We start from the raw sequence: 15,974 nt of genomic DNA, 5'->3' as shown, positions 1-15,974 counted from the left end.
CCTCCCCGAGTCGATGAACCGTGTCTTGAGCTGTCGTGCTCTTGAGCTGTCGTGCTCTTGAGCTGTTGAGCTGTTGAGCTGTTGAGCGCGTCCGGCGCCGCACATCGTGCGGCGCCGGACGGAACACATGCTGGCGAGGGCCTGGCGGAGCCTCGGCGGCCCGGCCCGGTCGCCCCTTCTAGACGTTGACGCCGAAGTCCTGCGCGATGCCGCGCAGCCCCGAGGCGTAGCCCTGGCCGATGGCGCGGAACTTCCACTCCGCCCCGTTGCGGTACAGCTCGCCGAAGACCATGGCGGTCTCCGTCGAGGCGTCCTCGCTCAGGTCGTAACGCGCCAGCTCGCTGTTGTCCGCCTGGTTGACCACGCGGATGTACGCGTTGCGCACCTGGCCGAAGCTCTGCTGCCGGGTCTCGGCCTCATAGATCGAGACCGGGAAGACGATCTTGTCGACATCGGCCGGAACGCCGGCCAGGTTCACCTTGATGACCTCGTCGTCGCCCTCGCCCTCACCGGTGAGGTTGTCACCGGTGTGCTCCACGGAACCGTCGGGGCTCTTGAGGTTGTTGAAAAAGACGAAGTTGCCGTCGCTGCCGACCTTGCCCTCGGCGTTCGTCAGCAGGGCGCTGGCGTCGAGGTCGAAGTCACCACCGGTGGTGGTACGAGCATCCCAGCCCAGACCGACGATGACCGCGGTCAGGTTGGGCGCGGCCTTGGTCAGCGAGACGTTGCCGCCCTTGCTGAGGCTGACTCCCACGAGTCCTCCCATTGGTTTCCTTGGGGGCCGGCTGACGCCGGCGCCTCCACGTTGCGTTGGCATCCGATCAACGACTGGATCCTAGTGACCGGTTCCCGACCAAAGCAGGCTTTTGACCGGGAAGCCCGCAGATCCGCCGGCCGGGGTCGGCGACGCCGTATCGGCGGTCCCGGATCGGCAGCCCTGGATCGGGCGGTCCCGGATCAGCGGCCCTGGATCGGCGGTCCCGGATCAGAGGCTGTCGAGCGCCTTGATGTAGTCGTTGAGGTCACGTGCGTCGGGCAGACCGTTGACGACGGTCCAGCGCACCACGCCCTCCTTGTCGATGATGAAGGTGCCGCGCACCGCGCAGCCCTTCTCCTCGTCGAAGACGCCATAGGCCCGCGAGGTCTCGCCGTGCGGCCAGAAGTCCGAGACCAGCGGGTACTCCAGGCCCTCCTGCTCGGCGAAGACGCGCAGGGTGTGGATGGAGTCGTTGGAGACGGCGAGCAGCTGCGTGTCGTCGTTCTCGAACTTCGGCAGCTCGTCACGGAGCGCGCAGAGCTCACCCGTGCACACGCCGGTGAAGGCGAACGGGTAGAACAGCAGTACGACATTCTTCTCGCCGCGGAAGTCGGAGAGCCTCACGGTCCGGCCGTGGTTGTCCTTCAGCTCGAAATCCGGGGCCTGGGTGCCGACCTCGATCGCCATGAAACGCGTCCCTTCGCTACGTCCACCGGGCTGGGCTGTCCGGGTGGCCCCCACCCTACGCAGGGCCCGCGGGAGGCCGCGCGGCGCCCGCGCGGGCATCCCGCGACCGGGACCGGCCCCCGACGGCGGGCACGGATCCGGCCGCCGCGAGAAGCCGCCGCAAGAAATCGCAGTAAGAAGAAGACCCCCGGCGGTTCATGCCGTCGGGGGTCTTCGGGGCGAGTGCGTGGCGAACGCGGCTCAGCGCTTGGCTTTGGCCGCCTTCGGCGTGACCAGACGGCTGCCCGTCCAGTCCTTGCCCGCATTGATGCTCTTGGTCTGGGAGAGACCGGCGGTCTGTGCAGCCTCGTTGATGTCGCTCGGTTCGACGTATCCGTCACGGCCGGTCTTCGGCGTCATCAGCCAGACCGCGCCGCCGTCCTCGATCAGACCAATGGCATCCACCAGCGCGTCCGTAAGGTCGCCGTCCTCGTCGCGGAACCACAGCAGGACGACGTCTGCGACGTCGTCGTAGTCCTCATCGACGAGATCCTGGCCGATTGTGGCCTCAATGCCCTCACGGAGCTCCTGCTCGACGTCGTCGTCGTAGCCGATCTCCTGGACCACCTGTCCGGGCTCGAACCCCAGGCGTGCTGCCGGGTTGGTCCGCTCCTCCGCGTGGTCCGCGGTCGCGCTCACGGGTTGCCTCCTGATCATGTTTCGGAAAATGCTTCAGCCACGCGCGTGCGCGGGGCGTTGGCCGTAGTCCACACGGGAGCGGCGGATCGCGCAAGTACCCAGCGTGCGAGACCGCCTAAACGGTGACGTTCCCTGCCACGTCGCCGCACTGTCGGCGGTCCCCCCGCGGGGGCCTGCGCCACCTTCCGCACCCTTTACGTCCTTCCACAGCTTATGCCGTTTCGATCCGCCATTCGGAGTCGAACATCCTTTGGGAACGGTTGGACGGGTTGGGCGTAAGGTTGCGGTTTGGACCAGCCCATCCCCGCGCCGCGTACGCGATGTCTCACAACACGGCCGTTACCCCTCGGTAGAGATGACGTTTACGCCTCCGCGGTACACGATGGTGATGGCGTACATGTATACGTCCCGGGGGCATGTCCTCCGGTAACCAGGCCCCGTAGAGCAGCACCGAACAGCGAAGGAACAGCGTGGCTTCCGGATCCGATCGCAACCCGATCATCATTGGCGGCCTGCCGAGCCAGGTCCCGGACTTCGATCCCGAAGAGACCCAGGAATGGCTCGACTCGCTCGACGCCGCCGTCGACGAGCGAGGCCGTGAGCGGGCCCGTTACCTGATGCTCCGGCTCATCGAACGTGCGCGCGAGAAGCGCGTCGCCGTGCCGGAGATGCGCAGTACGGACTACGTGAACACGATCGCCACGAAGGACGAGCCGTTCTTCCCCGGCGACGAGGAGATCGAGCGCAAGGTCCTCAACGCGACCCGCTGGAACGCGGCCGTGATGGTGTCGCGCGCCCAGCGTCCGGGAATCGGGGTCGGCGGCCACATCGCCACCTTCGCCTCCTCTGCCTCGCTGTACGACGTGGGCTTCAACCACTTCTTCCGGGGCAAGGACGACGGCCTGGGCGGCGACCAGATCTTCTTCCAGGGCCACGCGTCCCCCGGCATCTACGCCCGCGCCTTCCTGCTCGACCGGCTGAGCGAGGCACAGCTCGACGCCTTCCGCCAGGAGAAGTCGAAGGCGCCCAACGGCCTGTCCAGCTATCCGCACCCGCGGCTGATGCCGGATTTCTGGGAGTTCCCGACCGTCTCGATGGGCCTCGGCCCGCTCGGCGCGATCTACCAGGCCCGGATGAACCGCTACATGGAGGCGCGCGGCATCGCCGACACCTCCCGGTCGCATGTGTGGGCGTACCTGGGCGACGGCGAGATGGACGAGCCCGAGTCGCTCGGCCAGCTCTCCATCGCCGCCCGCGAGGGCCTGGACAACCTGACCTTCGTGGTCAACTGCAACCTGCAGCGCCTCGACGGCCCGGTGCGCGGCAACGGCAAGATCATCCAGGAGCTGGAGTCGCAGTTCCGCGGCGCCGGATGGAACGTCATCAAGCTGGTCTGGGACCGGTCGTGGGACCCGCTGCTCGCACAGGACCGCACGGGCATCCTGGTCAACCGGCTGAACACCACGCCGGACGGCCAGTTCCAGACGTACGCCACCGAGTCCGGCGCCTACATCCGTGAGCACTTCTTCGGGGACGACCCGCGGCTGCGCGACATGGTGAAGGACATGACCGACGACCAGATCCTGCACCTGGGCCGCGGCGGTCACGACCACAAGAAGGTCTACGCGGCCTACGCGGCGGCCAAGGCCCACAAGGGCCAGCCGACGGTGATCCTGGCGCAGACGGTCAAGGGCTGGACGCTGGGGCCGAACTTCGAGGGCCGCAACGCGACCCACCAGATGAAGAAGCTCACAGTCGAGGACCTCAAGCGGTTCCGCGACCGGCTCCACATCCCGATCACCGACAAGCAGCTGGACGAGGGCTACCCGCCCTACTACCACCCGGGCCGCGACTCGGAGGAAATCCAGTACATGCACGACCGCCGCAAGAGTCTGGGCGGTTACGTCCCGACCCGTGTGGTGCGCGCGAAGCCCTTGGTCCTCCCCGAGGACAAGACGTACGCGATCGCGAAGAAGGGTTCGGGTCAGCAGTCGATCGCCACGACCATGGCGTTCGTCCGCATCCTGAAGGACCTCATGCGGGACAAGGAGATCGGCAAGCGCTTCGTGCTGATCGCGCCCGACGAGTACCGCACCTTCGGCATGGACGCCTTCTTCCCGAGCGCGAAGATCTACAACCCGCTCGGTCAGCAGTACGAAGCGGTGGACCGCGATCTGCTGCTGGCGTACAAGGAGTCGCCGACCGGTCAGATGCTGCACGACGGCATCTCGGAGGCCGGCTGCACGGCGTCGCTGATCGCCGCCGGCTCGGCGTACGCCACGCACGGCGAGCCGCTGATCCCGGTGTACGTCTTCTACTCGATGTTCGGTTTCCAGCGCACCGGCGACCAGTTCTGGCAGATGGCCGACCAGCTCGCGCGCGGCTTCGTGCTGGGTGCGACCGCGGGTCGTACGACGCTGACCGGTGAGGGTCTCCAGCACGCCGACGGCCACTCGCAGCTGCTCGCCTCGACCAACCCGGGCTGTGTCGCGTACGACCCGGCGTTCAGCTATGAGATCGCGCACATCGTCAAGGACGGTCTGCGCAGGATGTACGGCGAGGACAGCGAGGACGTCTTCTACTACCTCACCGTCTACAACGAGCCGATCCAGCACCCGGCCGAGCCCGAGAACGTGGATGTCGAAGGCATCCTCAAGGGCGTGTACCGCTACAAGAGCGCCGAGCGGGGCGAGATCCCGGCCCAGATCATGGCGTCCGGTGTGGCGGTTCCGTGGGCGGTCGAGGCGCAGCGGATCCTCGCCGACGAGTGGAACGTCCGGGCGGACGTCTGGTCGGCGACCTCCTGGAACGAGCTGCGCCGCGAGGCCGTGGACGTGGAGCGGTACAACCTCCTGCACCCGGAGGAGGAGCAGCGCGTCCCGTACGTCACGCGGAAGCTCTCCGGCTCCGAGGGCCCGTTCGTGGCGGTCTCGGACTGGATGCGTTCCGTGCCGGACCAGATCGCGCGCTGGGTGCCCGGCTCGTACCAGTCGCTGGGCGCGGACGGCTTCGGTTTCGCCGACACCCGCGGTGCGGCCCGCCGGTTCTTCCACATCGACGCGCAGTCGATCGTCCTCGCGGTGCTCACCGAGCTCGCGAAGCAGGGCCGGGTCGACCGTTCGCTGCTGAAGACGGCGATCGACCGGTACGAGCTGCTGGATGTGACCGCGGCCGACCCGGGCGCGGCCGGCGGCGAGGCGTAGGGGCGACGCACGACGGCTGAGGGCGGCGGGATCTCCTGGTCCCGCCGCCCTTCGGCGTATCCGGTCAGTTCTCCCAGACCTTGAAGGCCCTGACCTGGTACGGGGACTGGGGCACCCAGGTGCCGCCGCCCGGATAGGTCTCGAACTCTCCGGTCTCGGCGCACTCGGCCGACTGGTACGTGGTGACGGGCCGGCCGGTGCGGTTGGCGAGTGCCTGGACCTTGCGGCCCGCCGGCAGCGGCACACAGCTGTCGATGTCGATCGTGGACAGCTCGTGGATCTGCCGGGCGCCGGTGAAGTCCGGCTTCTCCCAGAGGCAGAGCTGACCGCTTCCGCAGGTTCCGAGCCGGGCGGGTGCGGAATGGGCGGTCGCCCGCGGGGGCGGGGAGCCGGCCGCGGCGGCCTGCGGAATCAGAGCGGTGGCAGCCAGGGCGGCGGCGAGAAAGGTCGTACGCATGGAAATCAACCCCCGTGGTGGTGCGAATCAGTTGTCTGCACCCTGACCTGCGCAGCAGCGCCCGGGGAAGGGGCCCGGGGCCGCACCACCCGGATAGGCGACAGCCCCGCCGGACCGGTCCGGCGGGGCTGTTGTACGCACTGTGTTGACGCCGCGGAGGGCTTCGTGGCGATCGGTCAGATGTGACCGGCGCCCGCGCCCGCCTGGGCGTTCGCACCGCTCTTGGTGAGCGTGGCGACGACCGCGGCGACCGCCGCGACGATGCCCGCGACCATGAACGCCGTGCTCATGCCCGACACGAACGTGTCATGGGCGACGCCCGCGATCTTCGCCGCGACCTCCGGCGGGGTGTCAGCGGCCACCGGCGGGACGCCGACCTCGACGGCCGAGGACGCGGCGTCCAGCTGCTCCGGCGTGAGGGGCGGGAGCTTCGCGGCGGTCCAGTTGCCGGCCAGCTTCGAGTCGACCTGGGAGGCCATGACGGCGCCCAGCACCGCCGTGCCGAGGCTGCCGCCGACCTGCATGGCGGCCTGCTGCAGACCGCCCGCGACGCCGGAGAGCTCCATCGGGGCGTTGCCGACGATGACCTCGGTGGCGCCGACCATCACCGGAGCGAGGCCGAGGCCGAGCAGACCGAACCAGATCGACATGGTCAGGGTGCCGGTGCCGATCTCCAGCTGGGACATGCCGAACATGGCGACCGCCGTGCAGACCATGCCGCCGACCAGCGGAACACGCGGGCCGAACTTGGTGATCATGGCGCCTGCGAGCGGCGAGGCGACGATCATCATCCCGGTCAGCGGCAGCAGGTGCAGACCGCTGTCGACGGGGCTCAGACCGTGCACGTTCTGAAGGTAGAAGGTGACGAAGAACAGCCCGCCCATGAAGGCGAAGGCCATCAGCACCATCAGGACCGTGCCCGCGGACAGCGGCACGGACCGGAACATCGCCAGCGGGATCAGCGGCTCCCTGACGTTCTTCTGGGAGAAGGCGAAGACCACGAACAGGGCCAGGGCGGCGCCCAGGAAGCCGAGCGTCTTGTAGTCGCCCCAGCCCCACTCGGAACCCTTGATGAGGGCCCAGATCAGGCAGAACATCGCCTGCGACAGCAGCACGATGCCGCCGATGTCGAAGGAGCGCGGCGCGTTCTCGGCGCGGTGGTCCTTGAGGATCACCAGGCCCAGCACGAGCGCGATCACACCGACCGGCACATTGATGAAGAAGACGGACTGCCAGCTGACGTGCTCGACGAGCACGCCGCCGAGGATCGGACCGCCCGCGGTCGAGGCGCCGATCACCATGCCCCAGATGCCGATCGCCATGTTCAGCTTCTCGGCCGGGAAGGTGGCGCGCAGCAGGCCGAGCGCGGCCGGCATGAGCAGGGCGCCGAAGAGGCCCTGGAGCACCCGGAACACGATCACCAGGGCGACGCTGTGGGAGAGGCCGATGGCTCCCGACGCCGCGGCGAAGCCGACGACACCTATGAGGAAGGTCTGGCGGTGACCGAACCGGTCACCGAGCTTGCCCGCGGTGATCAGGGAGACCGCGAGGGCGAGCATGTAGCCGTTCGTGATCCACTGGACGTCGGCGAGCGAGGCGCCGAGGTCCTGCTGGATGGCGGGATTGGCGATCGCGACGATCGTGCCGTCGAGCGCGACCATCATCACGCCGATGGCCACGGAGAAGAGCGTCAGCCAGGGGTGGCCGCGCAGCCCCTTGGCAGGTGCGGGCACGGCGGTCCCCTGCGGCTCCCGCGACGCCTTTTCGACGGTGGTCTGACTAGTCATGCGGGGGAGATTAGTGTCAGTCACTGACAGTTGACAAACCATTTCACAAGACAGTAACTGTCACGTGGCTCACAGCCATGCCGAGCCGCGTGAACCAGGAGGAAGAGGACCATTTCAGTGACCGATGGGCAGCGGGCCGCGCATCCGGCCGGGCTGCGTGAACGGAAGAAGCGACGCACCCGGGACGCCCTGCTGCACGCCGCCCTCGATCTCTTCAACGCCCAGGGCTACGAGCAGACCACCGTCGACGAGATCGTCGACGCCGTCGAGGTCTCCCAGCGCACCTTCTTCCGCTACTTCGCCAGCAAGGAGGAGGCCGCCTTCGCCATCCAGGAGATGGTGGAGTCGCACTTCCTCTCGGAGCTGCGCCGGCGGCCCGCTTCGGAAACCCCGTTCGAGGCCCTGCGCCGCGCGGTCCTCTGCTCCTGGAACACCCTCGGTGAGGTGATCGAGGCGATCGTCACCGTCGAACTCCACCTGCGCACGTACCGGATGATCGAGTCGACGCCGCCGCTGCACGCCGCCCACCTGCGACGCAGCATCGATCTGGAGAACCGGGTCGCGCGGCTGATCGCCGAGCGCGAGGGGCTCGACGTGGAGACGGATCCCCGGCCCAGGGTCGCCGTGGCCGCGTTCTCCGGGGTGATGCGGGTGACCGGGCAGCTCTGGGGACAGGGGCGGGACACCGGCATGGAATCGCTGCGCACGCTGACCGAGGCGTATCTGGACCAGCTCGGCCCGGCACTCGCCGGGAACTGGCGGACGGAGGCCGGCGCCGGGCTCGGGCAACGCCATGGCACCGGGCTCGGGTGACGCCCCGGCTCCGGGCTCGGGTGACGCCCCGGCTCCGGGCTCGGGTGACGCCCCGGCTCCGGGCTCGGGTGACGCCATGGAAACTCCGTCCGATGTGCGGCGGGCCCCTCGGTACGGATGCGCCGGGAGACCGGTGCGCCGCTGTGCTGTACGCCTCAGCGCGCGGCATGACCGACGTCACAACAGCCGTGCTGCGGCGGTCACATGCGACGCTCCGGAGGCACTTCGCGCGCCTGTGCGTGCGCGTCGCACCAACACAGCGTGAAATGCCGGGCCTTGAATTCCTGACAGCGGGGTGATGTGCGTCACCCTCCTCACGGCTGCCGCTCCGCGTCTCCTAATGTGGGCGGGAGTGACTTCCTTCGACTCCTCCCCCACGCTCACCGCATGGCGCGCGCTGCTCGCCGTCGCGGTTGTGTTCGTGATGCTGGCGACCACGGGCTGGACCGCCGTACGTCACCAACCCTCCGACGAGCCACGCACCCTCGCACTCGCCTCGTGGGCACGGGGCCGTGTAGCCGGTCACGCGCTTCCGGACGCCGACGCTCCGCCGCACCGACTGGCGCAGTTCTTCGCCACGCTCACACCGGCGCAGCGCACGGCACTCGCCGACAAGTACCCCTTGGTCGTGGGCAATCTGAACGGCGCCCCGGTCACCCTGCGCTATCACGCCAATCGGCGGGCCCTGGCGCAGGCGCGCGCGGTCGAGCGGCAGCGCATGCACGACGACCGGCTCTCCCCCGACGGCCGCGCCGACGCGCTCCGCCGGATGAACCGCATCGGGGCGATGCTGGAGAACGGCCGGCACATCCTCGCCTTCGACCCGTCCGGGAAGGGCCGCGCCGCCGAGGTGTTCGGTGATCTCGACCGGGCCGAGCGGATCTCCGTGATCGTCCCCGGCGTCGACACCAATCTGCTGACGCTGGAGCGGTCCGCCCCCATGGTGAACGCCGCCCCGGTCGGCATGGCGAAGTCGCTGTACGCGGCGGAGCGCGCCGCGCGCCCCGGCACCCGGACCGCCGTCATCGCCTGGGCCGACTACACCACGCCCGCCGGAATCGGTGTGGACGCGGCCCTGGGGAACCTCGCCCAGCGCGGTGCGGTGCGGCTGAACGCCCTGGTGGGTGCGCTGCCCGGGGACGCCCCGGTCTCGCTGTTCTGCCACAGCTACGGCTCGGTGCTGTGCGGTGTCGCCGCACATGAACTGCCCGCCAGGGTCACCGACATCGCGGTCGCGGGCAGCCCCGGCATGCGGGTGGAGAACGCCGGGCAGCTGCACACCGACGCCAGGGTGTGGGCGACGCGGGACCGGGGCGACTGGATCGAGGACGTACCGAACCTGGAACTCGGCGGGCTCGGCCACGGGGCCGACCCGGTCGACCCGGGCTTCGGCGCACGCGTGGTCTCGGCGGGCGGCGCCGTCGGGCACAGCGGCTATTTCGAGCCGGGCACCGAGAGCCTCGGCAACTTCGCCGCCATCGGCGTGGGTGCCTACGGCTCGGTGAGCTGTGCCGGTTCCGACCGTGCCTGCCGCGAGGGAGTCACCGCCGGCGGCCAGGAGATCTGACGGGCGCGACGTGCCACAGCCGGCCACACATCGGGACTCACACCAAGGGGGGACGTGCGAGCAAGTGCCGCATACGATGAGGCACATGGGTGATGTGCTGGCCGGAATTCATGCCACCTGGGAGTTCGACACCGACTCCGTGCTCATCCGCTTCGAACGGGGTATACGCACACCGAAGCTCTTCCAGAGCCTGCGTGAGCGCCGCGTCCCGCACGCGGCGCTGTCGTCGGTGACGCTGACCCCGGGCAAGCGGGGCACGGTGGTCCTGCGTGCGGTGCCGAGACCCGGTGCCGACCCGCTGCTGGAGGCCGCGGCCGGGCAGCTGAAGGACGGCTGCGATCCGTACCGGCTGGTGCTGCCCGCCGAGCGCGAGACGCTCGCCGAGTACTACGCGGACGAACTGCGCGCCCGGCTCGGTCCCGACGCCGCGGAGCCCGCCGAGCGGTTCCTGGTCGCGGCCCCCGAGGCCCCGATGCAGTTCAAGGCGTACGACGGCCGGGCCAGCTTCGACGGGGACCGGATCTCCTTCCGCTGGTTCTGGACGGGTGCCTCCACGGCGAAGTGGAAGGCCGGCGACCAGACGTTTCCGGTGACGGAGCTGAGCGGGGTCGAGTGGCGCTCGCCGGAGGCCTTCGACGGCTATCTGCGGCTGGTGCCGCGGGGTCTTGAGGGCGTGGCTCCGGGACCGGGCCCGGGTGCCTGCCTCGGTACGAGCAGCGCTTCCGGCATCGGTGCGGGACCCGATACGGAGTTGGGCACGGGGTTTGCCGCGGGTTCGGTCCGGAGCGCGCAGCCGATGGCTCCCCGCCCCACCCGGGCCGATCAGGATCCGGCCGCGGTGGTCTTCGGCCTCGGCTACGGCCCGGTGCACGAGTCGCTGCCGTTCGCCGCGGCCGTACTGGAATCCGTTCGCAGGAAGCAGCCGTCGCCCGCGGCGCCGGCCGCCGTCCTGGTGGGCGCGGGGCGGCGCGACCCTGCGGACATCGCGGAGCGGATCCGGCACCTCGGGGAGCTGCACCGGGCGGGTCTGGTGACGGACGACGAGTTCAGCGCGAAGAAGGCGCAGCTGCTCGCCGAGCTGTAGGCGCCGAAGCGGCCGGGGCCGGGTGTCTCCGGCGTGCCGGGGCCCCCGGCGGACCGGGCACCTCCGGCGGACCGGGGGCGCGCGGGCCGGAGACACGCAGGCCGGAGACGCGCAGGCCGAGGACGCGCGGACCGGGGACGCGCGGACCAAAAACGCGCACGCCGGAGACGCACGGGCCGGCTCGGCCGTAGTACTCGCGTACGAGGAAGAGCGGCGGACCGAAACCCCGGTATGACGCCACCGGGCGCTCGACTGCCTACGCTGGTCCAGCCATGTCCACTTCCCCGCCGCCCATGCCGCCCATGCCGCCGATGCCGCCGATGCCGCCGATGCCGCCCACGCTGCCCCAGACGCCCCCGCCCGTCGACGGCCTGGTGAGCGCTGCCCGGCGCAATCTGCGCGAGATCGCCCACGGGCTCTCGCACCCGTCCCACCCCTCGACGCCGCTCCTGGCGGACGCGCCGAAGCGGTGGCAGCGACTACTGCCGTACCCCGTCGTCCTCGCCCTCGTCGCGACCTTCGTACCGGTCACGATCAATGTCCTGATCCATCAGTACGGCGTGAACGGAGGACTGGCGGGAGCCCTGGCCGTCGCGCAGGCGGCGCCGCTCCTGATGCTGGCGCACCGGCCGCTCCAGGCCTGGTGGATCATCTTCCCGGCCGACATCGTCGGTGCGGTCGCGCTGCTCGGACATCCGGTCGACAGGTTCGGCATCTGGCCGTGGCCCGCGCCCACCCTGGTCGGCTACCTCTTCGTGCTGCTCGCGCTGGCCCTGCGCGAGACCCGGCAGACCCTGGCCGCGATCTGGGTGGCGACAGGGGCGGCGAGCCTGGTCCTGCACCTGATCTCACCGGAACGCAGCAACGGAAGCGCGCTCCTGCTCGTGGTCCTCGGCGCGGCGGTGCTGGTGATCGGCGCGGCGGTACGGGAACGGGGCGACGCCCAACGGCGGCTCGCCGAGCAGGAGACCATCAGCGAGGCCGAGCGGGCACAGCGGACGCTGCTGGAGGAGCGCACCCGGATCGCCCGGGAGCTGCACGACGTGGTCGCGCACCACATGTCCGTGATCACGGTCCAGGCGGATTCCGCGCCCTACCGGATCAGCGGCCTGTCCGAGGAGGCGGTCGAGGAGTTCGGCGCGATCGCGGCGAGTGCGCGGGAGTCGCTCACGGAGATGCGGCGGCTGCTGACGGTGCTGCGCAGCGAGGGCACGGCGGGCGAGCGGACACCGCAACCGGGGCTCGACCGGGTGCAGCAGCTGGTGGAGGCGACGGTACGGGCGGGGCTGCCGGCCGAACTGTCACTGGCCGCCGATGTGTCGGACGTACCGCAGGCGGTGGATCTGTCGGCGTACCGGATCGTGCAGGAGGCCCTGGCGAACGTGGTCCGGCACGCGCCCGGTGCGCGGACCCGGGTGTCGATCACGTCCGACGGTGACCACCTGACCGTGCTGGTGGTCAACGACCGGGCGGAGCAGCCCGGTTCGCCGCTGGAGACGACCGGGACCGGGCACGGCCTGGTCGGTATGCGGGAACGCGTACGGTTGACGGGCGGCACGCTGGACACCGGCCCGCTGCCCGACGGCGGCTTCCGGGTGGCCGCGCGGCTGCCGCTCGCCACCGCTTCGCCCCCTGCCTCGGAGGACTCTTGACCATCCGCGTGATCATCGTCGACGACCAGGCCATGGTGCGGGCGGGGTTCGCGGCACTGCTCGCGGCCCAGAGCGACATCGACGTGGTCGGTGAGGCGCCGGACGGGCGCCAGGGCGTCGACGTCAGCCGGCGGGTCCACCCGGACGTGGTCCTGATGGATGTCCGGATGCCCGAGATGGACGGCCTGGCGGCGGCCCGCGAGCTGCTGAACCCGCCGGTGGGGGTGGTGCACCTGCCCAAGGTGCTGATGCTCACCACGTTCGACGTGGACGACTACGTGTACGAGGCGCTGCGCGCCGGTGCGTCCGGATTCCTGCTGAAGGACGCGCCGCCGGCGGATCTGATCTCGGCCGTACGGGTGGTCGCGGCGGGCGAGGCGCTGCTGGCGCCGTCCGTGACACGGCGCCTGATCGCGGACTTCGCCCGGCAGGGGCCGTCCGGGGCCGTCCGCAACGGGCACGTGCTGCGGCTGAACGGGCTGACTCCGCGCGAGACGGAGGTGCTGGAGCTGATCGCGCGAGGGCTGTCCAACCAGGAGATCGCGGAGCGGCTGGTGCTGGCCGAGCAGACGGTGAAGACGCACATCGGGCGGGTGCTGACCAAGCTGGATCTGCGGGATCGCGCGCAGGCGGTGATCTTCGCGTACGAGGCGGGAGTGGTGGTACCGGGAGAGCAGTAGTGGTGGTTTCCCCCCGCCCACCCCACCAGCAGGCCTCCCGTACACCCCCTACCCCGGTATCAACCCGCACTTGGCTCCCCGGTGCGACGCCCCCGCGCCCACCTTCTTCCTACCTTCCTCTCCGACGCGCCGAACGGCGTGCGGGAGCCGGATCAGCCGGAGAGGGAGGGCGGGATGCGCCGATACGCAAGGACTCTGGTCGCGGTCGCGCTGGCGACCACCGTGATGGCGGGGACGGCCGGCTGGGCGTCCGGAACCACGCAGCAGGCCCTGACGGGGCCGCCCCCGGGCGCCGCGGCCTGGCGCGCGGATCATGTGCTGGGGCGCGAGCTGCCCGACCCGGAGCGGACCACCCCGGCCGAAGTGAACCGGTTCTTCCTGGGGTTGACCGCCGCTCAGCAGCAGACCCTGGTCGTACGGCATCCACTCGTCGTCGGCAATCTGGACGGGGTCCCCGTCGCACTGCGCTACCGGGCCAACGCCCGTTCCCTGCGCGCCGCTCACGACCCCAGGTACGCCCATCTCACTGAAGCCGAAGCCGGAGCCGAAGCCCGACCCGGAGCGAAAGCGGAAGCCGGAGACCGAGGCAGAGACAGCGGCAGTGCCGCAGCGGGCGACCGGCAGATCCTCGCCTTCGATCCGCGCGGACGCGGCCAGGTCGCCGAGGTCTTCGGTGACCTGAGCACCGCACGCCATGTGGCGGTCGTGGTGCCGGGCTCGGACATCGACGCCGGGACCTTCGACCGTACGAGCGATGTGTACGGCACTCCGGCAGGCATGGCGAAGGCCCTCCACGCGAAGACCGGTCGCGGCAGCGCCGTCGTCGCCTGGGCCGGATACACCACGCCCGTGGGCGTCGGCGTCGATGCCGCGACCGGCTCGCTCGCAGCGGCGGGGGCCGACCGGCTGACCCGGTTCGCGGACGGGCTGGCCGCCGACGGCGTGCCCGCACCCGCCGTGTTCTGCCACAGCTACGGCTCCGTCGTGTGCGGCCTCGCCGCACACCGGCTGCGCGCCACGGACCTGGTCGTCCTCGGCTCGCCCGGCATGCGCGCCGACACCGTCGCCGACCTGCACACCACCGCCCGGGTCTGGGCTGCCAAGGACGCCACGGACTGGATCGACAACGTGCCCCACGTAGAGGTGGCGGGGATCGGGCACGGCCCCGATCCGACCGGTCCGGGGTTCGGCGCACGCCGGGTGCCGGCCCACGACGCCCACGGGCACACCGGCTACTTCGCCCCCGGTACGGACTCGCTCCGCGCCTTCGCCTCGATCGCGCGGGGAGAAGCCCGATGAGCCTCACCGTCCTCGCCGAACGCATCGACGCTCGTACGCCCGCCCATCGCGACCGCGCCATCGACGGCCTGCGCGCCCTCGCGCTGCTCGCCGTCCCGACCGGCCACTGGCTGCTCGGCGGCTTCCGCCTCGACGGCGACGGCGCGCTGCACAACGCCAGCCCGCTGTCCACGTTCGGCGGCCTCGCCCCGCTGAGCTGGGTACTTCAGATGCTGGGCATCTTCTTCCTGGTCGGCGGATACGCCTCCGTGCTCTCGTACCACCGCAGGAAGTCGACGACCGGTGCCTGGCTGCGCGGCCGCGTCGCCCGCCTGGGCAGGCCGGTGCTCGGGGTGACGGCCGTCTGGGCGGCGATGATCCCGGTACTGAGCACGCTCGGCGTGCCCGGTGACACCCTGCGGACCGGGTCGACCCTGGTGATCCAGCCGCTCTGGTTCGTCGGGGTGTACACGGTGGTCACGGCGCTCACCCCGTACTGCGTCAAGGCCGCGCGGAAGCTGGGAGGCTGGGCCGCCGTGCCGCTGATCGGGTCGGTCGCCGCCGTCGACTTCCTGCGGTACGGGCCGTTCGCCGACGCCATGCCGTCCTGGCTGAGCGTGCTCAACATCCTTCCGGGCTGGCTCTTCGCGTACCAGCTCGGCGTCTCCTGGGGCGAGGGCCGCGTCGGCCGGCGCGGCGCCCGCGTCCTGCTCGTCGGCGGGACCGTCCTGTTCGCCGCGCTGCTGCTGGTCCTCCACTACCCGGCGTCGATGGTCGGTGTCCCGGGTGAGGCGCGGACGAACTCGCACCCGCCGTCGCTGCTCGTCCTGGCGCTGGCCGCCGCGCAGAGCGGCGCGGCGATCCTGCTGCGGGACCGGATCGGCCGACTGCTGCGCAGGCCGCGGCTGTGGGCGCCGGTCGTCGTCATCAACCTGTCCGCGATGACGATTCTGTGCTGGCACCAGACGGCGATGCTGGCCGCGGCGGTCCCGGCGTCGTTCGCCGGTGCGGTGCCGGGGCTGACGACCGGGCCCGACACGGTCGGCTGGATCCTGGCGCGCATGGTGTGGCTGCCGGTGTTCGCGGCGCTGCTGGTGCTGATCGCCCGGTACGCGCGGCGGTTCGAGGCCCCGTGGCAGACCGGTACGCGTGCAGCGAACGTCCGCCGCGCGGTGGCGGGGCTGCTGGCGACGGGGTTCGCGGTGTACGCGCTGGGGCTGACGTAGGGCGGCGCCGGGCAGGGAGACCCGGCCCACCCGGCAAAACCCGGCCCGCCCGGCGATTGAGGGCATCTTTGAGCCCGTCCGGCGCTTGAGGACACAACGATCGCC

The 15,974-nt window shown here is 70.6% G+C and carries 13 protein-coding genes; 8 read left to right on the top strand and 5 right to left on the bottom strand.

Going from position 1 to position 15,974, the window contains the following annotated elements; translation table 11 throughout:
- Positions 1 to 178: 178 nt before the first annotated feature.
- The 3 genes from ACFVT1_RS19050 to ACFVT1_RS19040 all read right to left on the bottom strand — a co-directional run bounded on the left by ACFVT1_RS19050 (position 179) and on the right by ACFVT1_RS19040 (position 2,122).
- Positions 179 to 754, bottom strand: a complete 576-nt coding sequence (locus ACFVT1_RS19050; RefSeq protein WP_072483704.1) for a TerD family protein — start codon at positions 752 to 754, stop codon at positions 179 to 181.
- Positions 755 to 985: 231 nt separating this feature from the next.
- Positions 986 to 1,444 carry a peroxiredoxin gene (locus ACFVT1_RS19045; protein ID WP_362194470.1) on the bottom strand — a complete coding sequence of 153 codons (459 nt, stop codon included), beginning with the start codon at positions 1,442 to 1,444 and terminating at the stop codon, positions 986 to 988.
- 240 nt (positions 1,445 to 1,684) lie between these two features.
- The gene (locus ACFVT1_RS19040; RefSeq protein WP_093895494.1) at positions 1,685 to 2,122 is read right to left on the bottom strand and encodes a DUF3052 domain-containing protein; all 438 of its coding nucleotides are present in this window, start codon (positions 2,120 to 2,122) and stop codon (positions 1,685 to 1,687) included.
- A 470-nt stretch (positions 2,123 to 2,592) separates the two neighbouring features.
- On the opposite strand from ACFVT1_RS19040, the gene aceE reads away from it, so the two are divergent.
- Entirely contained in the window at positions 2,593 to 5,325 is a 2,733-nt protein-coding gene (aceE, locus tag ACFVT1_RS19035) for a pyruvate dehydrogenase (acetyl-transferring), homodimeric type (RefSeq protein ID WP_389796648.1), read from the top strand.
- A gap of 64 nt (positions 5,326 to 5,389) precedes the next feature.
- On the opposite strand, the gene ACFVT1_RS19030 is transcribed toward aceE, so the two are convergent.
- Both ACFVT1_RS19030 and ACFVT1_RS19025 read right to left on the bottom strand, forming a co-directional pair.
- The gene (locus tag ACFVT1_RS19030; protein ID WP_389796645.1) at positions 5,390 to 5,782 is read right to left on the bottom strand and encodes a peptidase inhibitor family I36 protein; all 393 of its coding nucleotides are present in this window, start codon (positions 5,780 to 5,782) and stop codon (positions 5,390 to 5,392) included.
- A gap of 176 nt (positions 5,783 to 5,958) precedes the next feature.
- Positions 5,959 to 7,569, bottom strand: coding sequence for an MFS transporter (locus tag ACFVT1_RS19025; RefSeq protein ID WP_389796642.1), 1,611 nt, complete (start codon positions 7,567 to 7,569; stop codon positions 5,959 to 5,961).
- 117 nt (positions 7,570 to 7,686) lie between these two features.
- Here ACFVT1_RS19025 and ACFVT1_RS19020 point away from each other — a divergent pair, with 117 nt between their 5' ends.
- The 7 genes from ACFVT1_RS19020 to ACFVT1_RS18990 all read left to right on the top strand — a co-directional run bounded on the left by ACFVT1_RS19020 (position 7,687) and on the right by ACFVT1_RS18990 (position 15,869).
- Positions 7,687 to 8,382 carry a TetR/AcrR family transcriptional regulator gene (locus ACFVT1_RS19020; RefSeq protein WP_389796640.1) on the top strand — a complete coding sequence of 232 codons (696 nt, stop codon included), beginning with the start codon at positions 7,687 to 7,689 and terminating at the stop codon, positions 8,380 to 8,382.
- Between the two features lie 352 nt (positions 8,383 to 8,734).
- Positions 8,735 to 9,949, top strand: a complete 1,215-nt coding sequence (locus ACFVT1_RS19015) for an alpha/beta hydrolase (RefSeq protein ID WP_389796638.1) — start codon at positions 8,735 to 8,737, stop codon at positions 9,947 to 9,949.
- Between the two features lie 85 nt (positions 9,950 to 10,034).
- Positions 10,035 to 11,033 carry a DUF4429 domain-containing protein gene (locus ACFVT1_RS19010; protein WP_389796635.1) on the top strand — a complete coding sequence of 333 codons (999 nt, stop codon included), beginning with the start codon at positions 10,035 to 10,037 and terminating at the stop codon, positions 11,031 to 11,033.
- A 311-nt stretch (positions 11,034 to 11,344) separates the two neighbouring features.
- The gene (locus tag ACFVT1_RS19005; protein ID WP_389796962.1) at positions 11,345 to 12,685 is read left to right on the top strand and encodes a sensor histidine kinase; all 1,341 of its coding nucleotides are present in this window, start codon (positions 11,345 to 11,347) and stop codon (positions 12,683 to 12,685) included.
- The gene (locus tag ACFVT1_RS19000; protein WP_362194445.1) at positions 12,682 to 13,365 is read left to right on the top strand and encodes a response regulator transcription factor; all 684 of its coding nucleotides are present in this window, start codon (positions 12,682 to 12,684) and stop codon (positions 13,363 to 13,365) included. The genes ACFVT1_RS19005 and ACFVT1_RS19000 overlap by 4 nt, the downstream gene beginning before the upstream one ends.
- Before the next feature lie 174 nt (positions 13,366 to 13,539).
- A complete protein-coding gene (locus ACFVT1_RS18995; RefSeq protein WP_389796632.1) occupies positions 13,540 to 14,664 on the top strand; it encodes an alpha/beta hydrolase in 1,125 nt (374 codons plus the stop codon).
- Positions 14,661 to 15,869, top strand: coding sequence for an acyltransferase (locus ACFVT1_RS18990; protein WP_389796631.1), 1,209 nt, complete (start codon positions 14,661 to 14,663; stop codon positions 15,867 to 15,869). Before ACFVT1_RS18995 ends, ACFVT1_RS18990 begins: the two co-directional genes overlap by 4 nt.
- Positions 15,870 to 15,974 lie beyond the last annotated feature (105 nt).

This window comes from Streptomyces sp. NPDC057963, from assembly GCF_042887155.1.
GTDB lineage: Bacteria > Actinomycetota > Actinomycetes > Streptomycetales > Streptomycetaceae > Streptomyces.
Note: the sequence above shows the minus strand (reverse complement) of the source record. Positions and strands in the feature narration are given on the sequence as shown.

Coding starts and splice junctions, on each gene's coding strand:
- ACFVT1_RS19045 (WP_362194470.1), bottom strand. CDS start 1,444: ATGGCGATCGAGGTCGGCACCCAGGCCCCGGATTTCGAGCTGAAGGAC.
- ACFVT1_RS19030 (WP_389796645.1), bottom strand. CDS start 5,782: ATGCGTACGACCTTTCTCGCCGCCGCCCTGGCTGCCACCGCTCTGATT.
- ACFVT1_RS19025 (WP_389796642.1), bottom strand. CDS start 7,569: ATGACTAGTCAGACCACCGTCGAAAAGGCGTCGCGGGAGCCGCAGGGG.
- ACFVT1_RS19010 (WP_389796635.1), top strand. CDS start 10,035: ATGGGTGATGTGCTGGCCGGAATTCATGCCACCTGGGAGTTCGACACC.
- ACFVT1_RS19005 (WP_389796962.1), top strand. CDS start 11,345: ATGCCGCCGATGCCGCCGATGCCGCCCACGCTGCCCCAGACGCCCCCG.
- ACFVT1_RS18995 (WP_389796632.1), top strand. CDS start 13,540: ATGCGCCGATACGCAAGGACTCTGGTCGCGGTCGCGCTGGCGACCACC.
- ACFVT1_RS18990 (WP_389796631.1), top strand. CDS start 14,661: ATGAGCCTCACCGTCCTCGCCGAACGCATCGACGCTCGTACGCCCGCC.